36 protein-coding genes and 1 pseudogene are annotated in these 23,062 nt (G+C 66.9%); 19 read left to right on the top strand and 18 right to left on the bottom strand.

Annotated elements, in window-relative coordinates; translation table 11 throughout:
• Window positions 1-4: 4 nt before the first annotated feature.
• From AC731_RS07110 to AC731_RS07040, 16 genes and pseudogenes are all read right to left on the bottom strand, one after another.
• A complete protein-coding gene (locus AC731_RS07110; protein WP_048702891.1) occupies window positions 5-301 on the bottom strand; it encodes a Lar family restriction alleviation protein in 297 nt (98 codons plus the stop codon).
• On the bottom strand, window positions 298-1,707 hold the full coding sequence (locus tag AC731_RS07105; protein WP_156480669.1) for a hypothetical protein: 1,410 nt from the start codon (window positions 1,705-1,707) through the stop codon (window positions 298-300). The genes AC731_RS07110 and AC731_RS07105 overlap by 4 nt, the downstream gene beginning before the upstream one ends.
• Before the next feature lie 278 nt (window positions 1,708-1,985).
• On the bottom strand, window positions 1,986-3,545 hold the full coding sequence (locus tag AC731_RS07100; RefSeq protein ID WP_053085794.1) for a hypothetical protein: 1,560 nt from the start codon (window positions 3,543-3,545) through the stop codon (window positions 1,986-1,988).
• Window positions 3,538-3,768, bottom strand: coding sequence for a hypothetical protein (locus AC731_RS07095; RefSeq protein ID WP_048702895.1), 231 nt, complete (start codon window positions 3,766-3,768; stop codon window positions 3,538-3,540). The genes AC731_RS07100 and AC731_RS07095 overlap by 8 nt, the downstream gene beginning before the upstream one ends.
• Window positions 3,768-4,307, bottom strand: a complete 540-nt coding sequence (locus tag AC731_RS07090) for a DUF3486 family protein (protein ID WP_048702897.1) — start codon at window positions 4,305-4,307, stop codon at window positions 3,768-3,770. The genes AC731_RS07095 and AC731_RS07090 overlap by 1 nt, the downstream gene beginning before the upstream one ends.
• Window positions 4,308-4,309: 2 nt before the next feature.
• On the bottom strand, window positions 4,310-4,609 hold the full coding sequence (locus AC731_RS07085) for a VpaChn25_0724 family phage protein (RefSeq protein ID WP_048702900.1): 300 nt from the start codon (window positions 4,607-4,609) through the stop codon (window positions 4,310-4,312).
• Window positions 4,606-4,980 (bottom strand): hypothetical protein, encoded by a 375-nt coding sequence (locus tag AC731_RS07080; RefSeq protein ID WP_156480668.1) that lies wholly within the window; start codon window positions 4,978-4,980, stop codon window positions 4,606-4,608. Before AC731_RS07080 ends, AC731_RS07085 begins: the two co-directional genes overlap by 4 nt.
• Window positions 4,971-5,570: a hypothetical protein gene (locus AC731_RS07075; protein ID WP_048702906.1), complete on the bottom strand. Its 600-nt coding sequence runs from the start codon at window positions 5,568-5,570 to the stop codon at window positions 4,971-4,973. Before AC731_RS07075 ends, AC731_RS07080 begins: the two co-directional genes overlap by 10 nt.
• A complete protein-coding gene (locus AC731_RS07070) occupies window positions 5,567-5,788 on the bottom strand; it encodes a hypothetical protein (RefSeq protein ID WP_048702908.1) in 222 nt (73 codons plus the stop codon). The genes AC731_RS07075 and AC731_RS07070 overlap by 4 nt, the downstream gene beginning before the upstream one ends.
• Window positions 5,788-6,018, bottom strand: coding sequence for a hypothetical protein (locus AC731_RS07065; protein WP_048702910.1), 231 nt, complete (start codon window positions 6,016-6,018; stop codon window positions 5,788-5,790). The genes AC731_RS07070 and AC731_RS07065 overlap by 1 nt, the downstream gene beginning before the upstream one ends.
• On the bottom strand, window positions 6,015-6,536 hold the full coding sequence (locus AC731_RS07060; protein WP_048702913.1) for an N-acetylmuramoyl-L-alanine amidase: 522 nt from the start codon (window positions 6,534-6,536) through the stop codon (window positions 6,015-6,017). Before AC731_RS07060 ends, AC731_RS07065 begins: the two co-directional genes overlap by 4 nt.
• Before the next feature lie 101 nt (window positions 6,537-6,637).
• Window positions 6,638-6,964, bottom strand: a complete 327-nt coding sequence (locus AC731_RS07055) for a hypothetical protein (RefSeq protein ID WP_237266616.1) — start codon at window positions 6,962-6,964, stop codon at window positions 6,638-6,640.
• Between the two features lie 45 nt (window positions 6,965-7,009).
• Window positions 7,010-7,090: pseudogene (locus tag AC731_RS20405) on the bottom strand (hypothetical protein); the annotation flags it as partial.
• Window positions 7,091-7,139: 49 nt separating this feature from the next.
• Window positions 7,140-7,604: a hypothetical protein gene (locus AC731_RS07050; protein WP_048702918.1), complete on the bottom strand. Its 465-nt coding sequence runs from the start codon at window positions 7,602-7,604 to the stop codon at window positions 7,140-7,142.
• A gap of 10 nt (window positions 7,605-7,614) precedes the next feature.
• Window positions 7,615-8,289: a hypothetical protein gene (locus AC731_RS07045; protein ID WP_156480667.1), complete on the bottom strand. Its 675-nt coding sequence runs from the start codon at window positions 8,287-8,289 to the stop codon at window positions 7,615-7,617.
• 8 nt (window positions 8,290-8,297) lie between these two features.
• The gene (locus AC731_RS07040; RefSeq protein ID WP_053085795.1) at window positions 8,298-8,729 is read right to left on the bottom strand and encodes a helix-turn-helix domain-containing protein; all 432 of its coding nucleotides are present in this window, start codon (window positions 8,727-8,729) and stop codon (window positions 8,298-8,300) included.
• A 100-nt stretch (window positions 8,730-8,829) separates the two neighbouring features.
• On the opposite strand from AC731_RS07040, the gene AC731_RS07035 reads away from it, so the two are divergent.
• The 19 genes from AC731_RS07035 to AC731_RS06945 all read left to right on the top strand — a co-directional run bounded on the left by AC731_RS07035 (window position 8,830) and on the right by AC731_RS06945 (window position 20,103).
• Window positions 8,830-9,030: a helix-turn-helix domain-containing protein gene (locus tag AC731_RS07035; protein WP_048702926.1), complete on the top strand. Its 201-nt coding sequence runs from the start codon at window positions 8,830-8,832 to the stop codon at window positions 9,028-9,030.
• 11 nt (window positions 9,031-9,041) lie between these two features.
• Window positions 9,042-9,251, top strand: coding sequence for a hypothetical protein (locus AC731_RS07030; protein WP_048702935.1), 210 nt, complete (start codon window positions 9,042-9,044; stop codon window positions 9,249-9,251).
• A gap of 81 nt (window positions 9,252-9,332) precedes the next feature.
• A complete protein-coding gene (locus AC731_RS07025; protein ID WP_048702938.1) occupies window positions 9,333-9,797 on the top strand; it encodes a hypothetical protein in 465 nt (154 codons plus the stop codon).
• Entirely contained in the window at window positions 9,797-10,018 is a 222-nt protein-coding gene (locus tag AC731_RS07020) for a hypothetical protein (RefSeq protein ID WP_048702940.1), read from the top strand. The genes AC731_RS07025 and AC731_RS07020 overlap by 1 nt, the downstream gene beginning before the upstream one ends.
• Window positions 10,015-10,326, top strand: a complete 312-nt coding sequence (locus AC731_RS07015) for a helix-turn-helix domain-containing protein (protein ID WP_048702942.1) — start codon at window positions 10,015-10,017, stop codon at window positions 10,324-10,326. The genes AC731_RS07020 and AC731_RS07015 overlap by 4 nt, the downstream gene beginning before the upstream one ends.
• Before the next feature lie 15 nt (window positions 10,327-10,341).
• Window positions 10,342-11,316 carry a hypothetical protein gene (locus AC731_RS20140; protein ID WP_053085796.1) on the top strand — a complete coding sequence of 325 codons (975 nt, stop codon included), beginning with the start codon at window positions 10,342-10,344 and terminating at the stop codon, window positions 11,314-11,316.
• A gap of 10 nt (window positions 11,317-11,326) precedes the next feature.
• Window positions 11,327-13,099 carry a DDE-type integrase/transposase/recombinase gene (locus AC731_RS07005; RefSeq protein ID WP_048702943.1) on the top strand — a complete coding sequence of 591 codons (1,773 nt, stop codon included), beginning with the start codon at window positions 11,327-11,329 and terminating at the stop codon, window positions 13,097-13,099.
• Window positions 13,100-13,210: 111 nt separating this feature from the next.
• Window positions 13,211-14,491, top strand: coding sequence for an ExeA family protein (locus tag AC731_RS07000; RefSeq protein ID WP_048702947.1), 1,281 nt, complete (start codon window positions 13,211-13,213; stop codon window positions 14,489-14,491).
• A gap of 1 nt (window position 14,492) precedes the next feature.
• Window positions 14,493-14,708: a hypothetical protein gene (locus tag AC731_RS06995; protein WP_048702949.1), complete on the top strand. Its 216-nt coding sequence runs from the start codon at window positions 14,493-14,495 to the stop codon at window positions 14,706-14,708.
• Window positions 14,705-14,971 carry a hypothetical protein gene (locus AC731_RS06990; protein WP_048702953.1) on the top strand — a complete coding sequence of 89 codons (267 nt, stop codon included), beginning with the start codon at window positions 14,705-14,707 and terminating at the stop codon, window positions 14,969-14,971. Before AC731_RS06995 ends, AC731_RS06990 begins: the two co-directional genes overlap by 4 nt.
• On the top strand, window positions 14,968-15,912 hold the full coding sequence (locus AC731_RS06985) for a hypothetical protein (protein ID WP_048702956.1): 945 nt from the start codon (window positions 14,968-14,970) through the stop codon (window positions 15,910-15,912). Before AC731_RS06990 ends, AC731_RS06985 begins: the two co-directional genes overlap by 4 nt.
• Window positions 15,909-16,346 (top strand): hypothetical protein, encoded by a 438-nt coding sequence (locus tag AC731_RS06980; protein WP_048702959.1) that lies wholly within the window; start codon window positions 15,909-15,911, stop codon window positions 16,344-16,346. The genes AC731_RS06985 and AC731_RS06980 overlap by 4 nt, the downstream gene beginning before the upstream one ends.
• 3 nt (window positions 16,347-16,349) lie before the next feature.
• Window positions 16,350-16,847, top strand: coding sequence for a host-nuclease inhibitor Gam family protein (locus tag AC731_RS06975; protein ID WP_048702961.1), 498 nt, complete (start codon window positions 16,350-16,352; stop codon window positions 16,845-16,847).
• A gap of 2 nt (window positions 16,848-16,849) precedes the next feature.
• The gene (locus AC731_RS06970; RefSeq protein ID WP_048702963.1) at window positions 16,850-17,779 is read left to right on the top strand and encodes a DUF5131 family protein; all 930 of its coding nucleotides are present in this window, start codon (window positions 16,850-16,852) and stop codon (window positions 17,777-17,779) included.
• Window positions 17,776-18,150 carry a PEP-CTERM sorting domain-containing protein gene (locus AC731_RS06965; protein ID WP_048702965.1) on the top strand — a complete coding sequence of 125 codons (375 nt, stop codon included), beginning with the start codon at window positions 17,776-17,778 and terminating at the stop codon, window positions 18,148-18,150. The genes AC731_RS06970 and AC731_RS06965 overlap by 4 nt, the downstream gene beginning before the upstream one ends.
• Window positions 18,147-18,368 (top strand): hypothetical protein, encoded by a 222-nt coding sequence (locus AC731_RS06960; RefSeq protein ID WP_048702966.1) that lies wholly within the window; start codon window positions 18,147-18,149, stop codon window positions 18,366-18,368. Before AC731_RS06965 ends, AC731_RS06960 begins: the two co-directional genes overlap by 4 nt.
• A 137-nt stretch (window positions 18,369-18,505) precedes the next feature.
• Window positions 18,506-18,781, top strand: a complete 276-nt coding sequence (locus tag AC731_RS06955) for an HU family DNA-binding protein (protein WP_048702968.1) — start codon at window positions 18,506-18,508, stop codon at window positions 18,779-18,781.
• A 233-nt stretch (window positions 18,782-19,014) separates the two neighbouring features.
• Window positions 19,015-19,704 carry a gp16 family protein gene (locus AC731_RS06950; RefSeq protein ID WP_048702972.1) on the top strand — a complete coding sequence of 230 codons (690 nt, stop codon included), beginning with the start codon at window positions 19,015-19,017 and terminating at the stop codon, window positions 19,702-19,704.
• A gap of 51 nt (window positions 19,705-19,755) precedes the next feature.
• Window positions 19,756-20,103, top strand: coding sequence for a Mor transcription activator family protein (locus AC731_RS06945; protein ID WP_048702974.1), 348 nt, complete (start codon window positions 19,756-19,758; stop codon window positions 20,101-20,103).
• Window positions 20,104-20,208: 105 nt separating this feature from the next.
• Here the strand turns inward: AC731_RS06945 and AC731_RS06940 are convergent, their stop codons facing one another.
• Together AC731_RS06940 and AC731_RS20230 are read right to left on the bottom strand one after the other, a co-directional pair.
• The gene (locus AC731_RS06940; RefSeq protein WP_048703149.1) at window positions 20,209-21,045 is read right to left on the bottom strand and encodes a lysylphosphatidylglycerol synthase transmembrane domain-containing protein; all 837 of its coding nucleotides are present in this window, start codon (window positions 21,043-21,045) and stop codon (window positions 20,209-20,211) included.
• Window positions 21,046-21,078: 33 nt separating this feature from the next.
• Window positions 21,079-23,046 carry a glycosyltransferase gene (locus AC731_RS20230; protein WP_082794268.1) on the bottom strand — a complete coding sequence of 656 codons (1,968 nt, stop codon included), beginning with the start codon at window positions 23,044-23,046 and terminating at the stop codon, window positions 21,079-21,081.
• Window positions 23,047-23,062: the final 16 nt, after the last annotated feature.

The raw sequence follows: 23,062 nt of genomic DNA, 5'->3' as shown, positions 1-23,062 counted from the left end.
CGGGTCATAGCCGCGTGGCGTCCTCGAGGTCGCTGGCGATGCGGCTGGCGGGCGCTGCCCGCGTGTTCCAGGCGCAGGCAGCGGCATACAGCGCCTCGTCGCGCAGGCCATGGTCCGGGCCGGGGCGGTACTGGATGTCCTGCCCGCAGCCCCGACACTCGGCGCAGGCGCAATACACGCGGCGCCGGCCCATCACCCAACCGACGTTGTTCAACACCGCCCGCCCGCCGCAGAACGGGCAGGGCAGCAGCTCGGGCAGCACCGGCTCATCGCCATCCTGCGGAACGATGCGCGCGCTCATTGGCCGGCCTCGCGCGACGCGGCCGCCAGCGCGGAAGCCTGGGCGGCCTCGTCCTCTTCATCGACCAGATCCCCCGGGCCCGTGAAGCTGTCTTCTTCCTGTCGCTTCAGCTTGCCCTTGCGGGCTGCAGTAAGCTCGGCCTCGGGGTCGATCTCCACCCCAAGCCGGCCGGCCACGGCCGCGATCAGCGCCACGCCGGTCTCGTCGCTCATGCGGCCGGCGTCGATCGCCGAGTTCACCGCGGTCACCACCTGCGTCAGCGCGGCGGCGTACTTGGTGGTGTCGCGCGCGGTCATCTCCGGGAACACCGCCTCACACCCCAGGCGCTCGTCCCACCAGTCGGGCTCGCCCGTCTCGGCGATCAGCTTCTGCCGGATCACATAGCGACCGACGCTCTCCAGCATGTGCTTGAGGAAGCGCTGGCGCATCGAGAAGGCCTTGAAAGTGGGCTCGCCCATGCTGTCGCCGGTGGCGCGATTCACATCGCCGCCGCCACCGAACCAGTGCTCGGGGATGGTGGCGCCGCCCAGCACGTGGTTGCGGAAGAGCCGCCCCGCCGCGGCCGATTCGTATGCACCGATCTCGGGGCTCACGGCCTGCCACTTCTCGCTGTCGTTATGCACCCGCACGCTACCCGGGGTGGGCGGCTTGATCTCGCGGGCCTTCTGCTTGATCTTCGTGTCGTCCGCGCCCGTGATGGTCACGTCCCACACGAAGGCGCGCAGGAAGTTGTAGCGCTCGATCTCGCCGAACAGGAACTGGTCGTATCCATCTACCCAGTCCGCCGGCGCGCGCAGGTCGCTACGGCCGCGACGCGAAACGCTCAGGTCATTCACGGTGAAGAAGAACGCCTCGCCATCGGCAAAGGTCTCGCGGATGGCTTGCGTGCGCTGGGTGAAGACTGTCTCCGGGCCATTGACGATCACCCGGTAGCGCAGCGCGCGGCCCTTGCGGTCCTTCACGGTCACGATGCCGATCGGCTGCTCGGGGTTGTCCGGATCCACCACCACGGTCGCGATCAGCGCCGGGTCCAGGTAGCCCAGACGCACATGGCCGCTCATCTCATTGACGAAGGTGGGCCACACTTGCTCGCCGAAGATCGCCAGTTCGCGCACCTTCTTCGGCAGCTTCACGTCCATGCTGTTGATCGGGTCCGACCAGAAGCGGTTGATCGTCTCCTGCATCTCGGGCTCTGTGGCTCGCAGCTCCACGCCCTCGGCCAGCATGTAGGCCAGCGGCAGCTCGATGATGCGGTTGGCCAGCAGGTTGGCGTCCCACAGGTACAGCGCCGTCTCGCGCATGCGCTCCTGCGACAGTGGCGACAGGTCGCGATTGGCGTCGCCCGACAGGCGGCGCCAGCCCTCTTCGTCGTCGGGGTCGACGGTCGCGCCGGAGGCTTCCACCATCCGCGCGTCCGACGCCTCACCCCCGCGCCGAAACAGAAAATCCAGAATGCCCATCAGCCTTGCCTCTCGAACTTGGTTATAACGCGTGTTGCACGCCCTCAGGCGCCCTTACACGCCCTCGGACGGGTCATCAGCCGCCCCACGGGGCGCGCAGGGCGCCTGAGGCCGCTTTTCCGTTTTGCTCATCGTTTCTCCCGCATGTCTCGCCAGAGGCTTGCGCTGGCGCTGCCGCAGGCGCTTGCGCGACCACGCCAGGCGAGCCTCGAGGTCGCGGGCCTTCATGCCGCCCGCCGCCCGAACAGACCGAGCCTGGGCCGCTGCGCCCGGTAGGTGTCGGCCTCGGCCTCGATCGTCTCGCCGGCGGCTGGTGGCGCCTCGGCGCGGCTGGCGGCGTAGGCCAGCATGATCGCCACCGCTGAGTCGCCGTGCCTCTTGCCGCCGTCCGCGCCGTCGGTGCGCACGTCGGGGATGATCGGGATGCCCTTATCCACCACCACCAGGCGCAGGTCGTCGAGGATGTAGCGGTCCAGCGGCAGCTCGATCCCGCCGTCCTCGAAAGCCGCTTTCAGCGGCGCGGTGTTGTCTCGGTACCAGGGGCGCGACAGCATCACCTGTTCGATCACGGTGGCGCCGTACTTCTGCATGGCCTTTTCGCCCAGGTACTGGCCGTTGCCGCGCGCATCGAGCTTGCCGGCCCGGAAGCACGGCAGGCGGTCGCAGATGTAGAAGAACGCCTCGCGCTGCTGGTCGAACGGGCAGTTGCGCAGCTCGAGCAGGAAGGGGAAGCGCCGCCGCATGTTGGCCAGCAGCTGGCACGGCGCCATCACCGTCAAGTCGCCCGTGCGCCCGAAGTCCTCGCCGATGAAGCTCGGCGCATCCGGATCGAGCTCGAGCAGCAGCGGCAGCACGTGGGTGTCGAGCCATTCGCGCATCTCGGCCGTGCGCAGGTGTTCGGGCCAATGCACGAAGTCCGGTGCCGGCGGCACCCAGCGCAGCACCGGCAGGTCCTTGTTCATCCGTGCTTCGATCAGCGCGCGCGTCAGCCAGCTGCCCGAGCCGTTCTTGGGGATGCAGTCCAGCTCCTCGGCGGCGTTGTCGCCGTACTGGGCATAGATGCCCTTCACCCAGGTCTGCTTGTCCGCCTCGGTGGGCGTCACCCCCCGGCGCAGGCACACGCGCTCGTACAGACCATCGGCCAGCGCGTCCTGGAAGGTGATCGTGTGCACGCTGTACGGGTACTTGCCCGCACGGATGTCCTTGATCCACTCGTTGAAGGGGTTGGCGTCACCGTCGTGGGTGCTGATCACATGCACCTGGCCGCCCCAGATCAGCAGCGCCATCGCCGCCTTGAGCAACTCGCCCAAGCTCGAGTGGAACGCCGCCTCGTCGATGATCACCCGGCCCTGCTTGCCGCGCAGGTTACGCGGGCTGCTCGACAGCGCGGTGATGCGGTGGCCCGACGCGCAGCGGATCGTGAAGGTGAGGATGCTCTTCTTCTCGTCGCCATCGATGAAGACTTCCTCGCCTTCCTCGATCTCGCTCGCGGCCATGCCGTAGAACTTGAGCCAGTCGCCGCAGTCGCGGATGAACTCCTCGGCCATGTCCTTCGTATAGCCGATGTACCACACGTCCATCCCGCTGGCCGATGCGGCCAGTAGCGCCGAATCCCCGGCCTCGCCCCAGCTCAAGCCGATGCGGCGCGACTTCTCGCAGAACTTCACCGGAGTGGTGTCCTTCGCCCACCGCTGCTGGTAGGCCAGGAAGGCCATGGGCGTGCGCGCGTCTCGCGGCTCGAGCGCCTTTGCCAGCGGGGTGAGGTCGGGGGCGGCCTCAGTCATGGCTCACCAGCGAAGCTGCCTTCTGGAAACGGCGCATCTGCATGTACTTGGTCTTGCTGTACACCGGGGGAGAGCACGAGACTCGGCGGGCCCATTCCGCCAGGTCGCAGTCATACAAGCTCACGCTCTCGCCGTTTCCAGGACGGTGGATGATATGCACCCACCAGCGTTCGCCGTCGATGATGTACTCGCCATCACGCACCACCTGCGAGCGCTCGAGCATCACACCACCCCCAGAATCTTCTGCCGGATCAGGTCCGCGGCCTCATCACTCAGCCCGCTGGCCTTGGCCTGCTTCACCGCCTCGGTCGCCGCCTTCTTCGCCACCTCCTGGCGGATCACCAGGATCCGCTCGGTGGTCAGCTTGTCCGTGCTGGCCAGGTCCTTCATCGCCTTGGCCAGGAACATAACCTCCTGCGCATCGCCGCCGTCCTCGCGGTCGCCGATGCTGCCCAAGGTCTGGAATGCGACGCTGCGCAGCATCTCGGGCAGCAGCCGTGCCACGTCGCCGTCGGGCTCGCTCTCGAGCTTGCTCACCCAGACCTTGGCCACCTCCTGCGCCTCGCGATAACGGCGCATCTGCTCCTCGGCGCGCTGGGCGTAGCGGCCCAGGGCGCTGCGGCTTACCGGGGCTTGCCCGCCGTTGATCGTGGCCAGGTGCGCCAGGATGTCGTCGAGGGTGAAGCGGCCGTCGCGGATCAGCTCGTCAACGGCATTGCGCAGGCGCACGTCCAGTTTTTGGATGCTGCTCTTGCGGGCCATGGTCAGATCCCCGGCGCGGGGCGTGCCACGCCCGGCACCGTGGCGCGGCCGTTGGCAACATCGAGCCCGCGCTGCGTCAGTGCAGCAATGCTGACGCCGCCGACCTGCTCGACCTTCACCAGATCCTGCTCGGCCAGCCAGGCCAGATCGGTGCCAAGCCGATCCATGCCCACGGCGTGGCCGAAACCATCCAGCGCACGCTGCAACAGAAAGGCGTTGCCCCGGTAGTCCGGCGCCTGCTCGAGCAGCCGAAGCACCACCAGCCGGCGGTCGGCCGTCACGTGCTCAGAAAAGGAATTCACTGCTTGCCTCCGGTCATCAGGTAGGTGTGGATCAGGTGCAGCGTGTTGTTGGCGCCCTTGAATTCGCCCTGCAGGCTGGAGAGCGTCGCGCTTACCTCGTCCATGCGGGCATGGATGCGCTTGAGGTCCTCGTGGCTGGGCGCGTGCTCCAGATCCTTCTCGACGCGGCTCAGGCGGTCGGCATGGCCGTCCAGTCGGTGGTCCATGTCCGTCCTCATGCCATCCAGCCGCGTCTGCAGGCTCGCCTGCAGGCCGGTGATGCGCTCGTTGGTCACCCGGTTGCGGTTGGCGAAGTAGGTGTAGAGCGCCGCAATCCAGATCACCAGGGTGTTGGTGATCTGCAGCCACATCTGTAGGTCTTTCAATTCCATGCCGGCGCTCGGTCTTGGTGTTCAGGGTCGGGGGTGTGCCAGTCGATCAGGGCGTCGAGCCGTCGGACGCATTCGTCGTACTGCCGCCCGGCGCCGAGTACCCACCGTCCAATGTCGGTGTCGGTAGCACTGCGCTCATCCCCAGCCCGCTGCGCGGTATCGCGGGCAGGGTCTGGGGCATCCTTTGCAGGAGCGACGCGGGCGGGCGCGGGCACTCGAGGGGCGGCAATGCCGGGGGCACGGTCGAGCACGCGCAAAGCGGCAGCATCAAGGCAAGCGCGGCCCTGTGTGGCCAGTTCGATCTCTTCATGGAGTTGCTCCTGCAGGCGCAGCGCGGCCGCGTTGGCCACGTGCAGATCAACGGTCAGCGCATCGCCGCGGGCCTTGGCCTCTGCCAGGCGCTGGCTTGCCGCTCGCTCGGCCTTGGCCGCAGCCTCGGCGTGTTCCCGTTTCAGTTCGGCAATCTCGCGGTCTTTCAGCACCCCGGTCAGCCAGCCGCCGGCCATGGCAGCCAGCCCAAGCACCAGGGCGATGCCGATGAGCTTGCCGGCGCCGGCAAACTGCCCCACCCACTCACGCAGCGCGATCATGTGCGGATCGCCTGGGTGGTCAGCACGCGCAGCATGGCGTTGATCACCGGCAGCCCCACGGCGATCGCCGTGTAGAGATTCACCGGCAGCAGCGGCTGCAGCATGCCCGTGGTGGCCTCAAGTGCCAGCAGGCCGGCGGCGAGCACGTTGATCCAGATCGTGCGGCTGTGCCACCAGTGCTTGCAGGTGGCCGGGTCGTGGTCGGGGGTGGCGTCCATCACGCGCAGTCCTGGTCGGCGGCGTCGACGTCGTCGCCCTGTGGCAGCTCGCGCACCACCAGCACGTTGTTCTTGTGCAGATGGACGATGGCCGAGCCGCCGGGGGGCAGTTCGTGCACGCGGACCGGGTGATCGCTCACCTGGCCGTAGAGATCGACGTGGTACACGTCCGCGCGCAGGCGGGCGGTGCTGTCGTGTTCTTGGTGGGTCACGGTCACGCAGATCGTCATCGCTGCCTCCGCTCGATCAGGATGCTGTCGGAGTGGGGCTGCATGCCGTTGGCCAGCCACGCGGCAACGTCAAAGCCGGGGCAGGTCTTGTTGGCGCCGGTGTCGCGGTGGCCACAGACGCCACGCCAGCCGTTGGCGGCAGTGGCGTGCTGCAGCGCAATGCCGTGGCGGCGGCACAGGTGCTGCACCTGGTGCGCCAGCTGGTCCCACTGAAGAGGAGTGAACTTGTCCGTTCCGACCAGGCAGATCGACAGGCTGCGGGCGTTGTGCCCGCGGGCGTGGGCGCCCACTTCGGATTCGTGCCGGCCCGTGGCCAGCCCGCCGTTGGTGTAGATCACCCAGTGGTAGCCGACGTGGCGCAAGTCCGGGTTCCACTTGCGCGCGTCCTCGGTCGCGGGCGCACGCTTGAAGCCGGCCTGCTTGTGCCAGTAGTCGATGTCCAGCACGCTGGTCCAGCGCCCGTTGGGCGTGGCCGCGCAGTGGATGATCAGGGTGTCGACTCGGCGGGCGTAGTTCATGCCCGCAGGCTACGCGCGCGGGCGAGGGGTGCCGAGTAAAGGGGTTTGGGGGTTTAGGTTGGGCGCCTGCGGCCACACATTATGACAACTCGCCCTCTGTTTTACTCGTCGAACACGGACACACGCTTGCCCGGGCCGCACTTGAAGAAGCTATCAGACGCAGCCTTCTCCTTTCGAGCCTTCTCGCGTGCGATGTTGTCCGGATGGACGAACTCCTTCTCCCAGCGCTTTGCGTCGGCATGATCTTCCCGTAGGCGATCGCATTCGTCCGGCTCTTCGTACCCACCCGCGCGGGGCGCCTCGCGTGCTTGCTGTTCTGCGATAGCCCGATAGCCGTCCTGAACCTCTTCACTCATGCGGTCGATCCTACGATAGACCTCCTCGCGTGCCTTCGGGTCGAACTTTCCTGCGGCTGGCTTTACGTTCATTTCCGATCCACCCGCGCAGGGCTGGTCGGTGATGACGGTTCGCCCGCCTTCCTGGCATTTATAGATCTGCGCTAACGCCGGAGAGCCAATCAAGAGCCCAAGGAGAAAAAGGCACAATCTCGGCATAGCCGCCTCCACCTGCTTACGTATGCCACCCATTTTGGCGGCGCGAGAACTAAGCCCGAACCCTCGCCGCGATATGCACCGCCGCGTCTGAAAGATCCGCCAGCATCAGCGACACCTCGCGCGTCACCTTCGCAATCACGGCGAAGAACACCCCGAGGAATATGCCCATGAACAAGGCGCCAAACGCCGCCGCCCCCGTGCTCCTCCAGAACGCCACCCCACCGCCGAGCACTGCCAGCGCCGCGAACACCATCCACACCACATAGATCACACCGACGAGGCTCCGGAACACCGGATAGAGCGACTCACCGCGCAGGCGCTCGGCGAAAGCCTCCACAAGCTCGTCCCGTTCTGGCGGGAAAGTGCGTACCTTGCTGGCCGTGGTGGGCCGCGGCGTTGCCGACCATGCCGCCTCGACGCGGCTGTAGATTGCGCCGCAGCTCGGGCACGCCTCCGTAGGCTCTCCCGTCGAGTTCTCGTTAGCGTGGCCACACTTCAAACAGGTCTTCTTCATGGGTGCCCCCTTACAAACCGAACTCTCGGATGACGTCTACCAGTTGATCTGGGGTGAGGTCTGCCAAGCTGCGGACATCCCAGCGCTCTGCGACACGAACGCGAATTCTGTCGATCACGCCGTGTGTCTTCCTAGCCTCGGCATAGATCCGCCTCAATAGCCGCTTGCGATGTTCCTCGTTATCACCTGTTGGCTTGGCCGAGCGGCTCGCAATCCATTTCCTTAGGTACTTGCAGACTTCGATATAGACGTCGGGCGTGAGCAACTGGTACTGCACGAAGCGATATTTCCGTTTAACGGTCGCCCAGACGAAGGAGTGCTTCTCACCCGTTACGGACACCACCCTTCCAACCAGCTCCCGGACCTCGGCAGCCCGGGCGCCATCGATATGCTGCGGGCCGGGCTGTACCACGACGCGGACGGCTTTACGCTCCGGAACGGCAAAGTGAATGTTCTGGATGGTGGAGTTGGCTACTTGCAGGCTGCCATCACCACCTTGCTGAACGATTTGTGGTGCCGGTCTCACAGTCCGTTTCGAGCGCTCCCGCTTGGGAGCGGCTTCCTGCGGGGTCTCGTCGGCGGCCTTAAGCACTTCGCTTACGGCCTGCTGCAGCGCTTCCGTTACTGAAGGTTCTTTTCTTCGAACTGGAAACTGCACAACGTTTCCACCCGGTTTCTTGTTCATCCCGGCTCCTATCCGACCTTGGAAAGCGCTTGCGTAACCGCCGCGCTGTCTTCGCCTGACGCTAGCGCCTGGTAGAGCTGAGCAATGAGCTCAGCCTTTCTTTCCGGCGCGATCACCCGCTTTCGGTGCATCAGCAGCCTCTCCACGGCCGCGACGGCCTCTGCCAACAGTTCAACGTCCACCAAAGGCATCCAGTGATTGGCAGGCGCCGCCTGCGCGTCAGCCCTACCGTGCTGCCCGGTGAGCACGTAGTCCACGTCAATACCGAGTTCAGGGTGGCTTCTTGCGAGCGCGCGAAGTTCTTCCACCGGGAAGGAGCCCCGCTTCTTCCGTTCAGAGAAAGCCGTTTTCGAGAAACCGAGTGCCGCAGCGACTTCGCCGTCTTTGCTCACGCGCAAGAGGTGCTTGAGTCGTGCGAGCGAATCTGAAAAAACGTCCATAAATATGTTGCCTTGTCCATGTAATATGGACTAAAGTTCACATCACACAACGCACCACACGTTGCAAACACAGTCATTCACCAGCCGGAGGACCACGCAAATGGCTACCCCCAACGCCAACCAGATCAAGCACGCCCTGCGCCAACAGGGCCACACCCTCAAGTCGTGGTCCGAAGCCAACGGCTTCAAGTACCGCGACGTCTCCGAGGTCATCCGCGGCATCCGCCGCGGCAACTACGGCACCGGCCGCGACATCCGCCTCAAGCTCGGCCTGCCGGTTGACGAGCAGATTGCCGCCTGAGGCTGGCCACCATGACTCCCGACAGCCTCGTCCGCCAGCTCCACGACCATGGCGCCGACCCCCGTGAGTTCGCCCTGGCGCTGATCGAACTCCTCGTCTGGCTCGACGCCGGCGACCACACCACCGACCAGCTTGCCGAACGCTACCGCATGACGCCGGCCCAGGCCCTGCAGGCCGTCATGCGTCACCAAGCCACCACCCAACGCACGACCCGATTTTAGCCCCGCAAAACGCATTTTCGCCTATTCCAAACGCTTTTTCTTTTCGACCAACTCACCCGCCTATCACCAAGGTCATAGCCAATGAGCCGCAGCCATTCGAAACCCCTGCCCACCAGCCTGCGCGCGGCCTTCGAAGCCGACAAGGCGCATGCCTTAGCGCGCTACCGCCTCAACGTTGAACGCCTTGCCGAGCTCATGGCCACCACCCCGGCCACGCTCTACAAGTGGCTCGAAACTGACGCCATGCCCATCAACCGGCTCGCTGCCTGGGAGCACATCACCCGCAGCGACTACGTGGTGCGCTACCTCGCCGCTGCCGCGCACAAGGTGGTCATCGACATCCCCACCGGCCACGCCATCCAGGCGGCAGACGTGCAGCAACTGCAGACCACGCTCAACGCCGCAGTGGGCGCGCTGCTCGACTTCCACGCTGGCCGGCTCGACCGCGACGGCTGCATCGCTGCGATTACTGGCGGCCTCGAGGTGCTCGCGTGGCACCGCGAGAACGTGCGCAAGAACGATCAACCCGAACTGGAGCTGAACTGATGAGCACCGATTTCCAGCAGGCCAAGGAAGCCGTCCGCCGCCTGCACGCCTACACCCTCAACGCCGAGAGTGCGGCCGATGTAGCCACCCGCATGCAGGCCGACGCTGACAGCCCCTTCCACAGCTTCGACGCCATCGCGCACGCCACCACGCTGCAGAACCTGATCGACGGCCTGCTGGAGTCGGCAATGAGCGCCACCGACGAGGAGCTGCCCGAATGAGCCCCGAGAAATACGGCACCAGCGACCAACTGCGTCGCGCCTGCCGCGCCATCGTGGTACTCGCCGGCCACACCGTGAATGGCCTTGCCCCCGGCGAGTTGGCCAAGGCGGTCGAGGCCTCGCCGAGCAACATCACCCGCCTGCTGGCCAACCTCAAGCAGGAAGGCTTCGTCGAGAAGATCGAAGAGACCGGCCGCTGGCGCCTCGGCCCGAAGGTCGTGCAGATCGCGCTCGCCTTCTCGCAAGACCTCAGCCGCGCCCGCGCCCGCCTCGACGAAGTCTCCAACCGCTACACCCGTCTTCCCTGATCAAGGATCTTAACCATGGCCCGCACCGCACACACGCCCGTCATCCACGAGACGCCTGAGATTGCCCCCGAGGCCTATGCCGAGGACGCGCAAGCCCTCACCACCCTGAGCATCGCCGACCAGCAGCAGAACGCCCGCGTCCGCGCAGTGGCGCTGCGCGTCGGCTACCAGTTGCCCGGCGACGCGATCGACCCCGACCTGATCCAGCGCGACATCGCCGCCAACATGCGGCGCAGCGTCGAGGCCTGCCTTGAGGTTGGCCGCGGCCTGTCTGTCCTGAAAGAGGCCTGCCCGCACGGACAATTCCTTGCACGCCTTGACGTGATCGGCCTCGATCGAAAGGTTGCTGCGAAGTTCATGCAGGCAGCTACGAAGTTCTCGAATGTCTCGTCGACGAGACATTTGGAGGCGGCGATCGGCTCTCAGACCAAGCTCTTCGAGATGCTTGTTCTTGATGACGAACAGATAGACGAGCTCGCACTCGAAGGCCAGACCGGCGAACTCAAGCTCGACGACGTCGCCACCATGAGCGTCAAGGAGCTTCGCGCCAAACTGCGCGAACTGCGCCAGAAGGACGAGGCCACCCAGCGCCTGCTGCAGGACAAGAACGCCAAGATCGACGAGCTCACCACGGTCAAGCTCGGTGTATCGCCTTGGGATGAGAAGGTCGGGAAGTTCAAAGGCGCCATCGCCGCCCACTTCGACCAGCTCGACCAAGGCGTTGCGCAGATCAACCTGTTCCATGGCTCCATCCTCGACGAGGACACCCAGTGGGGTGACGACGCTGAGCAAGAGCGCCTGATCCTGCGCCAGTTCGCCGTGCTCTTCGGTGACCGCCTGAAGCGCCTCACCCAGCAGTTTGCCGAGCTGCGCGACCACTACGAGGCCACGCTGGCTGGCTGGGCAGCAGAGCTCGACAACCGCAATCTCGACCTGTTCGAAGCCGCCCAGATCGAGGGTGACGCCGAAGCCGTCGTCGAAGAGGCCTGAGGACATCATCATGGCCACCGCGCCCAAACCCACCCACGCAACGCGCGAATACCTGTGCGAGCTTGCGCGCCGGCTCGAAGCCGCCCAACACGGTGGCAAGGGCGCGCTACTTGCCGAAGCCTGCGCCCTCTACGGCTGGAGCACCGGCAAGCTCTACGCCGAGCTGGAGCGCCAGGCCGGCTGGACTAGCGGCCGCAAGACGCGCGCCGACAAGGGCCGCACCCGCCAGGGTGAAGACGCCCTCGCGATGGTCGCGGCCATGCAGCGCGGCAGCGTGCGCGCCAATGGCAAGCAGACCATGTTCACCCCGGTCGCCGCCAGCATCGCCGCCAACAACGGGCAGGAGATCGTCGTCTCGACGCGCCAGCTCAATCGCCTCACGCGGGCACGTCGCCTCAACGTCCGCCAGCAGGCCGAGAGCCACGCGCCCGTGCAGCTGCGCAGCCTCCACCCCAACCATGTGCACCAGGTCGATCCGTCGCTGTGCCTGGTGTACTACATGCGCGGCGAGCAGAAGATCATCCGCGACGACGAGTTCTACAAGAACAAGCTCGACCGCCTGGCCAAGGTGCAGTTCAAGTGCTGGCGCTATGTGATGTACGACCACGCCAGCGGGCTGGTTCTGCCCTGGTACGTGACCGCAGCCGGCGAGAGCCCGCTGAACCTGTTCAAGTTCCTGATGCACGCATGGGGCCAGCAGCCCGGCCGCCGCTTCCATGGCGTGCCGAAGGTGTTGATGTGGGACAAGGGTAGCGCCAACACGGCCAGCGCAGTGCAGAACGTGCTGCGCGCGCTCGAGGTGCAGAGCATCACCCACGCCCCTGGCAATGCCCGCGCCAAGGGCGGCGTCGAAGGCGGCAACAACCTGGTCGAAACCCAGTTCGAGAGCCGCCTGCGCTTCGACCCGGTGCATAACGTCGAAGAGCTGAACGCCGCCGCGTCTGCCTGGGCCGAGGCCTACAACGCCAACGCCATCCCGCATCAGGACACCCGCCTGCGCCGCAACGGCATGGAGCCGGTTTCGCGCTACGACCTGTGGATGAAGATCCGCCAGGACGAGCTGCGCATCCTGCCCCCGTTCGAGGTGTGCCAAGCCTTCCTGGAAGGCAAGACCGTTACCCGCAAGGTGGCGCGCGATCTCACGATCACCTTTGCCCACCCGCGCGCCGGCGGCAGCCGCATCTACAACGTGGCCGGGCTGGCCGGCGTGTGCGGAGGCGACACGCTCGAGATCTCGCCGCTGCTCTTCGGCGACTGCGCCATCAGCCTGCGCGTGCCGCGCTTTGACGGTGAGGACCTCGTGTATCGCCTCGAGCCCGAGGCGCAGGACCTCGACGCATACGGCCGCCCGCTGTCGGCGCCGGTCATCGGCGAGACCTACGCCCGCCGCCCCGACTCCGACGCCGACCGCGCCGGCAAGGCGCTCGACGGCCTGCTGTTCCCGGGCATGACTGCCGACCAGATGGACAAGGCGCGCCGCAGCAATGCTGCGCTGATGGGTGGCATGGTCGATGCGGTCCGCCACCTCGAGCACATCGAGATCCCGGCCGCGCTGCCGCGCAGGGGTACCGACATCAACGTGGCCGCGCCGCTTTTCGAAGCCCCGCCGCTGACCCACTTCGAAGCCGCCAAGGCGCTTCGAAGCCGCGGCATCGAGCGCCCAGATCTGCACCCCTGGCTGGTCGCCCAGTACCCGGACGGTGTCCCCGAGGCCGAGCTCGACAACGTTGTCGCCACCTTGCGTGGCACCAACCAAGCCCCGCGCCTGCAGGCGGTGGGCTGAAAAAGGATTCGGCCCGGTGTGCGCCAACACACCAGGCCGAGAGGTGGGCAGCGCAGCGCGAACTGCAAAGCCCGATGCAGCAACAGCATCAACAGCACTGAGGATTTAACCATGGAAGCCAGACAGAGGGGCAAGGGAACGGGCAGCACGCTCGCCGACCAGCCCGCGCCGACGCCGATCCGGCTGAAGGCAACGCTGTTGCGACACGGCATCCGCCACGACGAGGTAAGCGCCCGGCTGATTCAAGCCGGGGGCAGCCGAGCCGGGCAGCCGCTGAGCCGCAGCGCCTTCACCTTGTTGCTCAACCGTGGCTGGCGCCCCAGCCACACGCCGTGGGACCAGATCACGGCCGCGATCGAGGACTTTCTCGCCGAGCGCGGGGTGTCCGCCGAGGAGATTGCCGAGATCTGGGACGAGGACCTCGTCCGCCACCACAGCACCAAGCCACTGAACACCCGCATCGGTGAAGACCGCAGCAGCCGCAAGCCCAACGACAACGCATTTGAGATCGAGCCCGAGATGCTTTCTCCGCAAACGCTACGCCACTTTGGCCTATTCAGAGACCCGTTCATCAATGACGTGCACGGACCGGACGATCTGTTCATGTCCGCGGATCAGAGGTATGTGCGCGAAGCGATGTTCCAAGCGGCTAAGACGCCTGGTTGGTTTATTGCCGTCATCGGTGAATCTGGTAGCGGCAAGACTACGTTGCGCCGAGACACCCTGGACCGCATTGACCGCGAAGGGCTCCCTACGGTCGTCATCCAACCTAAGACGCGCAATAAGGAGTTGATCACTTCGACACACCTTTCGATTTCGATTCTGAAAGCCGTCAACCCGCATGAAAAGCCTCGCAGGAACGTCGAGGAGCTGGATGGGCAAGTCGAGGAAGCGCTCCTATTGTCGTCCAGGCTCGGCCAGACGCACATGCTCATAATCGAAGAGGCTCACAACCTGCAGATCAAGACGCTGAAGCAACTCAAGACCATTTGGGAGCTTGAGGACGGTCATAAGAAGCTCATTTCGATTGTCCTGATCGGACAGCCAGAACTGCAGGAAAAGCTCGACGAGCGCCGTTACTTCGAAGCGCGTGAAGTCATCCGCCGGTGCGAGGTTGTAAAACTTCTTCCGCTGGACAATCAGATAGCCGAATACCTGAACTTTAAGTTTCGACGGATCGGCGCTGATCTGTCGCAGGTTTTTGACCCCCTCGCTATCGATGGCATTCGCATGCACAGCAAGCTGAACCGACCTGTGCGCGGCAAGAATGGCAACGAGGTCATGAGCCTCGCCTACCCGCTGAATCTTCACGCCCTGGTCACCAAGGCCATGAACGAGGCGGCGGCGCATGGCGCTCCCCGTGTCACCGCCGACATCATCAAGGGGGTGTGACATGGCCACGCAACACGAAATCGAGATGGCGCTGAACCTCGTCGATCGTGGCGCCCGCGTGGCGATCACGGCCGGCGAGATGGACGATGGCGACATCAGCCTGGTGGTTCAACTGGTGAGCGGGTGCAGCACACCGCGCCGCATTGGCCACCTGCGTCTTTCTGAAGCCGCTGCGCTCGCGCTGACCGTGCAGCTCGGGGAGGCGCTCGGACTATGAAAACGCCCGCCCACTTCCTCAATGCTGAGTTCGTCGAGTCCAAGGTGCTGCCGGTTGTTATCGCCTTCGGCCTGGGCGTGCTGGTCACGACGCACGCCGCCCGCGCCGAGATCGACCACTGGGCCGACACCTACGGCGAGCTGCTGCGCGAGGTCGAAACCGTGCGCATCGCCTGCGGCCTGCAGCCCGACCCGGATGCCGTCGCAGCGATCTACACCGCCCACGCCATGGCGGCGCCAGTGCCGCAAGAGGTGCGCCAATGATCGCAGCCGCCGAAGCCCACGCCGCCCCGCCCGACGCGGCCCTGATGCAGCAGATCGCCACGCTCATCGCCAGCAACGACAGCAAGCGCCCCGCACGTGCGCCCGACCTGGCTGCGCAAGTCGGCGGCGACGAGGCCGCCTTCTGGAAGGCACTCGAGCAGATGAAGCGCGACGCGCGCATCAACACCGCGCTCATCAAGCGCGGCCAGGACCCGGAGCCGTGGCTGGCGATCTGGCCGACGTGCCTGCCACCGCGCAACGACACCTGGAAGGACCTCAACGCCCGCGGCCATTTCTCCATCCACCCCAGCCACACCACGCCGCCCCGTTTTCCGCAAGCGGCCGACCCGGAGCGCGACCCGCGCCCCGACCTGCGCCGCATCACCCATCCCAAGGAGCCCGCCATGAAGGCAACGCCCGCAAGCCATACCCGCATTGAAGCCGACCTCAACCGCCAGCAGATTGCCGACCTGGTGCGCGGCAAGCCAATGAGCGAGGGCATGACCGTGAAGGACATCGCCAACGCGCTTGGGCTCTCGACAGCGGCTACCAGCTACCTCATCGACACCATCAAGACGAACAGCGTTGCACGCGGCCGGAAGGAAGGGCAGCGGGCCGACGTGGTCTATGACCCGCGCGTCGTCGACGAGGCTGCGATCGGCGCCGATGCCGACGCCGGAGCGGTCGCGGAAGCCGCACCCGAACCGGGTATCGACGTACGCCGGGACGTGTGCCGCAGCAACGCAAGCGCCATCCGAAAACTCGTCGGGCCTCAGAAGCGTGGATCGCGCTTCATTGAGTTCTCCCTGTGGGATGACGGCCGCCTGTCGATCTACGACGGCGACGACCTGGTGCAGCTCACTGGCGCGGACACCGCTCGCCTGGCACGGCTGCTTGGCGTGCCTGGTGCCATGCCCCTTGCACAGGAGCCGCGCGCATGAACACCGCTGCCATCCCCAGCATGGCTGAGCAGGTTCAGGCCATCGCCGCCGCCGCGGCTGAGCAGTTCATCGAGTCCTGCGTCCGCGTCGGCCGCGACACCTCCGCCAACAACCCGGCGGTCAAGCGCGCAGCCCTTCACCGCCGCTGCATTCTCGAGCTGCTCGAGCCGCGCGCCTACCTCACGGTGCGCCAGCTGCGCGAGGGCATCGTGGCCGCAGAAGCCGACGGCGTCGACCGGCACATCAGCCGCAACGCCGTCTATCACCTGGCCGACGACATGCGCCAGCGCGGCTGGCTGTCCTACGAGATCCCGGGCCGCGCAGGCCTGCCCGTCGGCACCGGCCGCATCGGCTCTTACCGCATCACCGACCTCGGCATCGCAGCACTCAACGCGATGCGCACGCAAACCCAATCCCCCCGCACGGAGCACTGATCCATGGCCCGCAAACGCCTTTCCGCCACCACCCTCGAATCCTGGTCCGACGTCGACGCCTGCCTCAAGGCCATCGCCGAAGTCGACCGCGAACTGGCCATCCTCGAAACCGCCCAGCAGGAACAGATCGACGCCATCAAGGCCGCCACCAAGGCCGAGGCCGAACCCCTGCAGAGCAAGAAGGCCGGCCTCGAGCTGGCCATGCAGCAGTACGCCGAAGCCAACCGCGGCGAGTTCATCAAGGCCAAGACCAAGGAGCTCACCTTCGGCAGCGTCGGTTTCCGCCTCTCGACCCGCATCGTCATCAAGAACCTCGGCAACACCCTCCAGGCCCTAAAGGACTTCGGCCTCACCGGCTGCATCCGCATCAAGGAGGAGTGCGACAAGGAGGCGATGAAGAACCTGCCGATCGAAACCCTCCACGCCGTCGGCGCCACCCTCAAGCAGGAAGACGCCTTCGGCTACGAGGTCAAGCGCGAACTGATCCAGGAGGTGGCCTAGATATGGGCGACAACACCGGAATCGAATGGACCGACGCAACCTGGAACCCTGTTACCGGGTGCGCGAAGGTCAGCCAAGGCTGCAAGCACTGCTACGCGGAGCGCGACTGGGTGCGCTTGCAGCACCTGCCGGCCTATGCCGGGCGGGAATTCACCGACGTTCGCACTCACGCCGACCGGCTTGATCAGCCGCTGCGCTGGCGCCGGCCGCGTCGAATCTTCGTGAACTCGATGTCCGATCTGTTCCATCCGGACGTATCGGACGAGTTCATCGAGGAGGTGTTCGCCGTCATGGCGCTGGCGAAGCAGAACGTTTTCCAAGTGCTGACGAAGCGCCCGGATCGTATGCGCGAGCACCCGATTTTCAGCCACAGCGGAACCTGCTTGTGGGTTGGTGTTCGGCAGGCCGCCGAGCGCCTGTTCGGCGTCGATCCCGGCCCGATGGACAAGGCCCTGCCGAATGTCTGGCTCGGCGTCAGCGTCGAAGATCAGGCCGCGGCCGACGAGCGCATCCCGCTTCTGCTCGACACGCCGGCCGCTGTGCGATGGATCAGCGCCGAGCCGCTGCTGGCTTCGATAAATCTGGCAGAGCATGGGCTGCACGGAGGTCCGGGCCAGCTTGATTGGGTCGTCGTCGGCGGCGAGTCTGGACCGAAGGCACGGCCGATGCACCCCGCGTGGGCTCGCAGCCTGCGCGACCAGTGCGCCGCAGCCGGCGTGCCTTTCCTGTTCAAGCAGTGGGGGGAGTGGGCCCCAGATGCCGCGCACGGGATTGCCTACGAGGGCGTTTGCTGCAACTGGGGCGGCGACTACGACAACGCCGTTGAACGCGTGGGAAAGAAGCTCGCCGGCCGCCTGCTCGACGGCGTGCTGCATGACGGGTATCCGGTGGCCAGCGTGATCTGCTTCGACGGCAGGGGCCGCGCTCAATGAAGCTCCGCTACCTCCCGCCCGGCACGCTTCGCCGCCTGCGCATCAAGTGGCTCGCCCTGGGCGTGCTGCTCGGCAGCGGCAGCTGCGCAGCGCTGGCGATGTACCTGGCGGCAATCATGCCGCCGGAGCTCGCCTACCGCAGCCCGACGCCGACGGTGCATCCGACCCCGTCGCCGATCGAGCCCCTCGGTGCGCCCGTCGCAATCCCGCCTTGCACCGGCCAAGGCAAGGACTGCGCAGAGGCACAGCGGGCCGAGCCGAAACCCAACGCCGCCTCCCGGGCGGCAATCAACACCGTTCCCGAACCCGGCGCGCTCGCCCTGGTCGCCATCGGCCTGGCCGCGCTCGCCTTTCACCGGAGCCAAGCATGAGCACTCAGCTTCACCTCAAGGCCAACTGCCGCGGCAGCTGGACCAATGTCTGCAGTTTCCCGCTTCCCTCGCTGCCATCCGTCAAGGCTGGCGCCGTCGAGATCGCCAAGGCCGCCGGCGGCACCGTCAGCTTCAAGGTCGTCGACGACCACAACGTCACCCTCCACAGCCTCGACGCACGGCAGCAGCCGCTCGTCTGGGCCGATCGCCTCAACTGATAGCGGCAAGCCCCAAGGAAACCGAGGGAAGAATCGGAACCAGCCGGCACGGAAAAAGCAAAGGCCCGCCTTGGCGAAAGCCGAAAGGGCGCCGGGAACCGGCAACCCACCATCTGACGCATCACCAGGAGCACACCATGACCCAGACCGAACTCATCGCGAACATCTCCGGCAGCACCGGCCTCACGAAACGCGTCGTCGAGGAAGTCATCAAGGCGCTCGGCGACCACGCCCACGCCGCCGTCTACACCGGTGAGGAAATCACCATCCCCGGCATTGGCAAGATCAGCGTCACCCAGCGCGCCGCCCGCACCGGTCGCAACCCCCAGACCGGCGCCGAGATCCAGATCCCCGCCAAGCGCGCCCCGCACTTCACCGCCGCCAAGGCCCTCAAGGACGCCTGCAACGCCTGACCGCGCCGCCAGGCTCGATGGCCTGCCTCCCGCGGGCCATCCGGCAAGGCGACTCACCCTCAGGAGCAACCCATGCGCACCCTCGCAGCCGTAGCCCAAGCCATCGCCGCAGAGATTCACTGCTTTCTCGTCTGGCTCATGCCGCCCGACGAAGAGTGCCCCGGAGCCCGCAGCAATGCCCGTCTCGATCGCCCACGCTGGCGCCACCCTCGAACTCCGCTGGAAGTAAGCCCATGACCACCAAGCCCGCCACCGCAGCCGCAGCCGCCCGCGCCGCCAACCGCGCCCGTCTCATCGGGCTCATCCACGTCGCCCGCCGCGACATCCACATGGCCGACGACACCTACCGCGACCTGGTCGCCAAGCTCGCCGACGGCAAGACCAGCTCCGCCGACTGCACCATCCCCGAGCTTGAGCGCATCATCGACCACCTCAAGAAAGCCGGTTTCAAGGTGCGCAAACCAAACGCGGCCAAGCCCGCCGAGCGCCGCCCGCTCGCCACCGATGCGGAGTCCAGCAAGCTGCGCGCTGTCTGGCTGCTGCTGCATGAGATCGGCGCCACCCAGAGCAATACCGAGGCCTCGCTCGCGGCCTACGTGAAGCGCATGACCGGCGTCGACGACCTCCACTTCACCCGCTTCAATGACAAGTACCGCGCCATCGAGGGCCTCAAGGCCTGGGCCGCGCGCGAGCTGCCCGCCGCCATCGACGCCCGCATCGGCCGCCTGGTGGCCGCCGGCGTCCTGCCGCGCGGCCTGGTGATGCTCGACATCCACCGCGTCGTCGCGCCCACGCTCAGCCCTCGCGGCTTCGACGCCCTTAGCTACGTCTGGCAGTGGCTCGCCGCCAAGGAGCGGCACGGCCAACGCGTATTCGACATCAACCCCGCGGCCGCAGCGCCTGCATCCACCCAAGCCGCCTGATGCTCACCAGCACACCCGCGTCTGCCCACATCGGCCTGTGAGGACACAACCATGGCCCTGATGCTTGACGACGACTACCCCGAGATCCTCGCCAGCGTTGCCAACGCTGCCTATGCCTGGATGACCGAGCACCTCAAGCTCGACCATCAGCCCGCCGCCGAGGCAGCCTTCGCCATCGCCGAAGCCGTTCGCACCGAGGTCGGCGGCGCCTACGAGTACATCCCGAAGGGTCAGACGTGGGTGCTGTCGCGCCGCGATCGGGAGATCTACGCCAAGTTCCGCGGCGACAACTACCGCCAGCTCGCGCGCGATTTCCACCTCTCCGAAATGCGCGTCCGCCAGATCGTGGACCGCTGCCGCGCCGCCGACATCAAGTCCCGCCAGACCGGCCTCTTCTGACGCAAAAAAGGGGCCGCCCGGCCCCGTCTCCCAATTTGCGCCCCGCGCAACACGTTTTAAGCCGGCGTCCCGTTTCCTCCCCTCCGGTCCCGCCGCATCCCGCATTTATCTTGCCTCAGCCCCCTCGGTTTTCTTGTCTCCCCTCACCCAGCCGGCCAAGGACAGCGGCAGCGCCATCGCCAGCAGCACCCAGGGAATCAGCGCCAGCAGGGTCGTGGCCGGGGTGTCGATGCCCAGCATGCGGGCGCAGCAGAAATACACCGCGATGTAGCTCGCCGAGATCGCCAGCGAGGCGAGCAGTTGCCGCCACAGCGCGTCGCGGGCGAGCAGCGCACGCTGGCCGGCATTCGCGAGGTGGCGCAGGAATCCGCTCCGACGCAGCACGAACAGCAGCAGCACGACTGCAGCGCCGATCAATGCGAGACGGAGCGGCAACGGAACCATGTCACCGCCCTGGCCGATGCCGGCGAACGTCCGGCCGAGGATCTGTCCGATCACGGGCGAGACCAACAGGGTCGCGAGCGCGATCAGCAGCAGGGCGAACTGGCCGGAAGCGCGCTCCAGCACCACCGCCAGCCAGGCCGCGCGCGGACCGGGCGAGTCGGCGGCCTGCGTACGCGCGTGACGCCAGGCGCGGCTGGCGTCGCCGAGCACGCCACCGGGCAGGACCTGGTTGAGGAAGCTGCTGAGGTAGTACTCGGCCACGGCGCGGCCGAAGGGCAGCGGCGCATCGAGCCGCTGCGCGGTAAGCTGCCAGCGCCAGGCGGACAGGGCCATCTGCGGCACGCCCAGTAGCAATGCGGCCGCGAGCCAGCCGGGCGAGGGTGCGACGAGGGTGGCAGCCAGGGCGTCGTCGTCCAGCCAGGCGAACACGGCGGCCAGCAGCGCGAGGCTGCCCAGTGCAGGCAGCAGGCGGGCGGCGATACGTCGGCTAGCTGGCATCGCGATCGCGGGCGGTTGTTCGCGGCAAGGCGATCATCCGGCCCCGCGGCTTGGTGGCAGCGCCAGCAGGTCGAGGTGGCCGACCTCGATTCGCAGTCGGCCGTGCGCCAGTTCGGACAGACGGTGCCGGTGCCAGTCGGCGATGCGCGCGTGGGCCTCGGGGCGCTGCTCCGTGGCGGCCTCGCGCCAGCCGTCCAGCAGCGCGCGGGCGAGGGCGACCTGCGCCGGGGTGGCCGCGGCGAGCTGCCACGGACTGGGCGCCAGTTGCACCGAAAATCCCTGCGCGCGCAGCAAGGCCGCGAGACGGGGGGCGGCATCGGGACCGAGCGCCCGGCCCGCGCCCTTGTCGCGACGCTGGTGGGCGTTGAAGGCGGCGCGCACGAAGGCGTCCTCGGTCGCGTCGGCCTGACGAGCGCTGTCGGTGTTGTCGAGCGCCTCGATCCGCCAGTTCCCATCCACGCTCAGCGCGATCAGCAATGCGCAGCCGGCTTCGCGGCAGGCTTCGGCCAGACGCTGCAGCCAGCGCTCGTCGACCAGGTCGAGCAGGGCCGAGGCGGTGACGAGGTCGAAGCCGGCCAACAGGGAGGCATCGAGATTCTGCAGGGCGGCGACGAGCGGTTCGACGGTCAGCGCGTGGCCGTCACGGTCGTTCAGGCTGCGACAGGTCTCGACCGCACGCACCAGCAGCGTGCTGTCATGGTCGAGCAAGGTCCAGCGCTGCGGGCCGGGCAGGCATGGGGCGAGATACTGCGGGTTCGAGCCGCTGCCGGTGCCGAGATCGAGGATGCGCAGCGGACGGTGGTCGCGCCGCGCAAGCCAGTCGGCAGCGAGCGCATTCAGCCGCGGGTCGCGTGCCGCATGGTCGGCCGCGCGGCGCAGCGCGAGCCAGTCGGCATCGAACAGGGTGTCGGGGTGGAGGCTTGAGGGGCAAGCGGGCGGAAGGCCGGACAGGCGCTCGAGCGCGGTCGCGAACGTGGCGCCGGCCTGCGTCCAGTCCGCCAGTCGCACGCGCGCCGCGCGGGCGCCATCGCGTAGCGCGAGGCGTTCGGCGGGGTTCGCCAGCAGCCGGCGCAGCGCCTGCGCCAGCGCTTCGGAGTCACCCGGCGGCACGGCGAGGCCGGTGCCGGGCGGGAGAGTCTCGGCGAGCGCGCCGCCCGTCGTGGTCAGCACCGGCAAGCCGGCGGCGAGCGCCTCGCTGATCACCATGCCGTAGCCTTCGTAGTACGAGGGCAGCACGAACAGGTCCGCGGCTGCATAGGCGGCGTGCAGCCCGGCTTCGGGACATTCGCCGTGCACATGGATGCGGTTGGCGAGGCCGTGGGTGCGGATGAGTGCGCTGACGCGATCTGCGTGGTCGGGGTCACGGCTCGCGTTGCCGACGAAATCGCACTGCCAGTCGAGATCCGCGACGCAGGCCAGGGCCTCGACCAGCAGGTTGTGCCCCTTGCGCGGGGTCAGCGTGGCGACGCACAGCAGGCGTGGCGGGGTGTGATCGGCTGCGGCGAGCGGCTGCGGGGCGACGCCCGGTTCTACGGCCGCAATGCGGGCCGTGTCGATGCCCATGCCGGCCACCCGTCGCGCGGTGAAGCGGCTGGTGGTGATCACCCCGCGCATGGATTGCAGGGCTGCGGTTTCCTGGCGTTCGAAGCGCTTGACCCGGTCCGTCTCCAGTCCGCATTCGTCCGCCAGCGGGTGATGCACCAGCGCGATCAGGCGCAGCCGCTGCGCGTGGGGGGCGACCGTCTCGGGCATGCCGCCGAGCGCCAGGCCGTCGATGACGACGAGGCTGTCGTCCGCGAGCGAGGACAGGGTGGCGCGCAGGGCGTCGCGTGCGACCTCGTCCGCATCGGGGAAACGGCCCGCGAGCCCGATCACCTCGACCTGCCAGCCACCGTGCCGCAACTGCGCGACGATGTGCGCGTCGTACAGGTAGCCGCCGGTGCGCTGCGCGGGGGCGCCGGCGACGATGAAGGTGAGCCGCTGCATTCGCTCTGCGCTCATCGACCGTTTCGATGCC

Source organism: Thauera humireducens (genome assembly GCF_001051995.2).
GTDB lineage: Bacteria > Pseudomonadota > Gammaproteobacteria > Burkholderiales > Rhodocyclaceae > Thauera > Thauera humireducens.
This window is presented reverse-complemented; position numbering and strand designations above follow the sequence as displayed.

Coding starts and splice junctions, on each gene's coding strand:
- AC731_RS07075 (WP_048702906.1), bottom strand. CDS start 5,570: ATGATCGCGCTGCGTGAGTGGGTGGGGCAGTTTGCCGGCGCCGGCAAG.
- AC731_RS07005 (WP_048702943.1), top strand. CDS start 11,327: ATGGCCACCGCGCCCAAACCCACCCACGCAACGCGCGAATACCTGTGC.
- AC731_RS06990 (WP_048702953.1), top strand. CDS start 14,705: ATGAAAACGCCCGCCCACTTCCTCAATGCTGAGTTCGTCGAGTCCAAG.
- AC731_RS20230 (WP_082794268.1), bottom strand. CDS start 23,046: ATGAGCGCAGAGCGAATGCAGCGGCTCACCTTCATCGTCGCCGGCGCC.
- AC731_RS07105 (WP_156480669.1), bottom strand. CDS start 1,707: ATGGTGGAAGCCTCCGGCGCGACCGTCGACCCCGACGACGAAGAGGGC.
- AC731_RS06965 (WP_048702965.1), top strand. CDS start 17,776: ATGAAGCTCCGCTACCTCCCGCCCGGCACGCTTCGCCGCCTGCGCATC.
- AC731_RS07000 (WP_048702947.1), top strand. CDS start 13,211: ATGGAAGCCAGACAGAGGGGCAAGGGAACGGGCAGCACGCTCGCCGAC.
- AC731_RS06975 (WP_048702961.1), top strand. CDS start 16,350: ATGGCCCGCAAACGCCTTTCCGCCACCACCCTCGAATCCTGGTCCGAC.
- AC731_RS07020 (WP_048702940.1), top strand. CDS start 9,797: ATGAGCACCGATTTCCAGCAGGCCAAGGAAGCCGTCCGCCGCCTGCAC.
- AC731_RS07080 (WP_156480668.1), bottom strand. CDS start 4,980: ATGGAATTGAAAGACCTACAGATGTGGCTGCAGATCACCAACACCCTG.
- AC731_RS06960 (WP_048702966.1), top strand. CDS start 18,147: ATGAGCACTCAGCTTCACCTCAAGGCCAACTGCCGCGGCAGCTGGACC.
- AC731_RS07110 (WP_048702891.1), bottom strand. CDS start 301: ATGAGCGCGCGCATCGTTCCGCAGGATGGCGATGAGCCGGTGCTGCCC.
- AC731_RS07035 (WP_048702926.1), top strand. CDS start 8,830: ATGGCTACCCCCAACGCCAACCAGATCAAGCACGCCCTGCGCCAACAG.
- AC731_RS06985 (WP_048702956.1), top strand. CDS start 14,968: ATGATCGCAGCCGCCGAAGCCCACGCCGCCCCGCCCGACGCGGCCCTG.
- AC731_RS07065 (WP_048702910.1), bottom strand. CDS start 6,018: ATGACGATCTGCGTGACCGTGACCCACCAAGAACACGACAGCACCGCC.
- AC731_RS06940 (WP_048703149.1), bottom strand. CDS start 21,045: ATGCCAGCTAGCCGACGTATCGCCGCCCGCCTGCTGCCTGCACTGGGC.
- AC731_RS06950 (WP_048702972.1), top strand. CDS start 19,015: ATGACCACCAAGCCCGCCACCGCAGCCGCAGCCGCCCGCGCCGCCAAC.
- AC731_RS07030 (WP_048702935.1), top strand. CDS start 9,042: ATGACTCCCGACAGCCTCGTCCGCCAGCTCCACGACCATGGCGCCGAC.
- AC731_RS07095 (WP_048702895.1), bottom strand. CDS start 3,768: ATGCTCGAGCGCTCGCAGGTGGTGCGTGATGGCGAGTACATCATCGAC.
- AC731_RS07100 (WP_053085794.1), bottom strand. CDS start 3,545: ATGACTGAGGCCGCCCCCGACCTCACCCCGCTGGCAAAGGCGCTCGAG.
- AC731_RS07090 (WP_048702897.1), bottom strand. CDS start 4,307: ATGGCCCGCAAGAGCAGCATCCAAAAACTGGACGTGCGCCTGCGCAAT.
- AC731_RS06970 (WP_048702963.1), top strand. CDS start 16,850: ATGGGCGACAACACCGGAATCGAATGGACCGACGCAACCTGGAACCCT.
- AC731_RS07070 (WP_048702908.1), bottom strand. CDS start 5,788: ATGGACGCCACCCCCGACCACGACCCGGCCACCTGCAAGCACTGGTGG.
- AC731_RS07055 (WP_237266616.1), bottom strand. CDS start 6,964: ATGAACGTAAAGCCAGCCGCAGGAAAGTTCGACCCGAAGGCACGCGAG.
- AC731_RS07040 (WP_053085795.1), bottom strand. CDS start 8,729: ATGGACGTTTTTTCAGATTCGCTCGCACGACTCAAGCACCTCTTGCGC.
- AC731_RS06945 (WP_048702974.1), top strand. CDS start 19,756: ATGGCCCTGATGCTTGACGACGACTACCCCGAGATCCTCGCCAGCGTT.
- AC731_RS20140 (WP_053085796.1), top strand. CDS start 10,342: ATGGCCCGCACCGCACACACGCCCGTCATCCACGAGACGCCTGAGATT.
- AC731_RS07015 (WP_048702942.1), top strand. CDS start 10,015: ATGAGCCCCGAGAAATACGGCACCAGCGACCAACTGCGTCGCGCCTGC.
- AC731_RS06995 (WP_048702949.1), top strand. CDS start 14,493: ATGGCCACGCAACACGAAATCGAGATGGCGCTGAACCTCGTCGATCGT.
- AC731_RS07025 (WP_048702938.1), top strand. CDS start 9,333: ATGAGCCGCAGCCATTCGAAACCCCTGCCCACCAGCCTGCGCGCGGCC.
- AC731_RS07045 (WP_156480667.1), bottom strand. CDS start 8,289: ATGAACAAGAAACCGGGTGGAAACGTTGTGCAGTTTCCAGTTCGAAGA.
- AC731_RS06955 (WP_048702968.1), top strand. CDS start 18,506: ATGACCCAGACCGAACTCATCGCGAACATCTCCGGCAGCACCGGCCTC.
- AC731_RS06980 (WP_048702959.1), top strand. CDS start 15,909: ATGAACACCGCTGCCATCCCCAGCATGGCTGAGCAGGTTCAGGCCATC.
- AC731_RS07050 (WP_048702918.1), bottom strand. CDS start 7,604: ATGAAGAAGACCTGTTTGAAGTGTGGCCACGCTAACGAGAACTCGACG.
- AC731_RS07060 (WP_048702913.1), bottom strand. CDS start 6,536: ATGAACTACGCCCGCCGAGTCGACACCCTGATCATCCACTGCGCGGCC.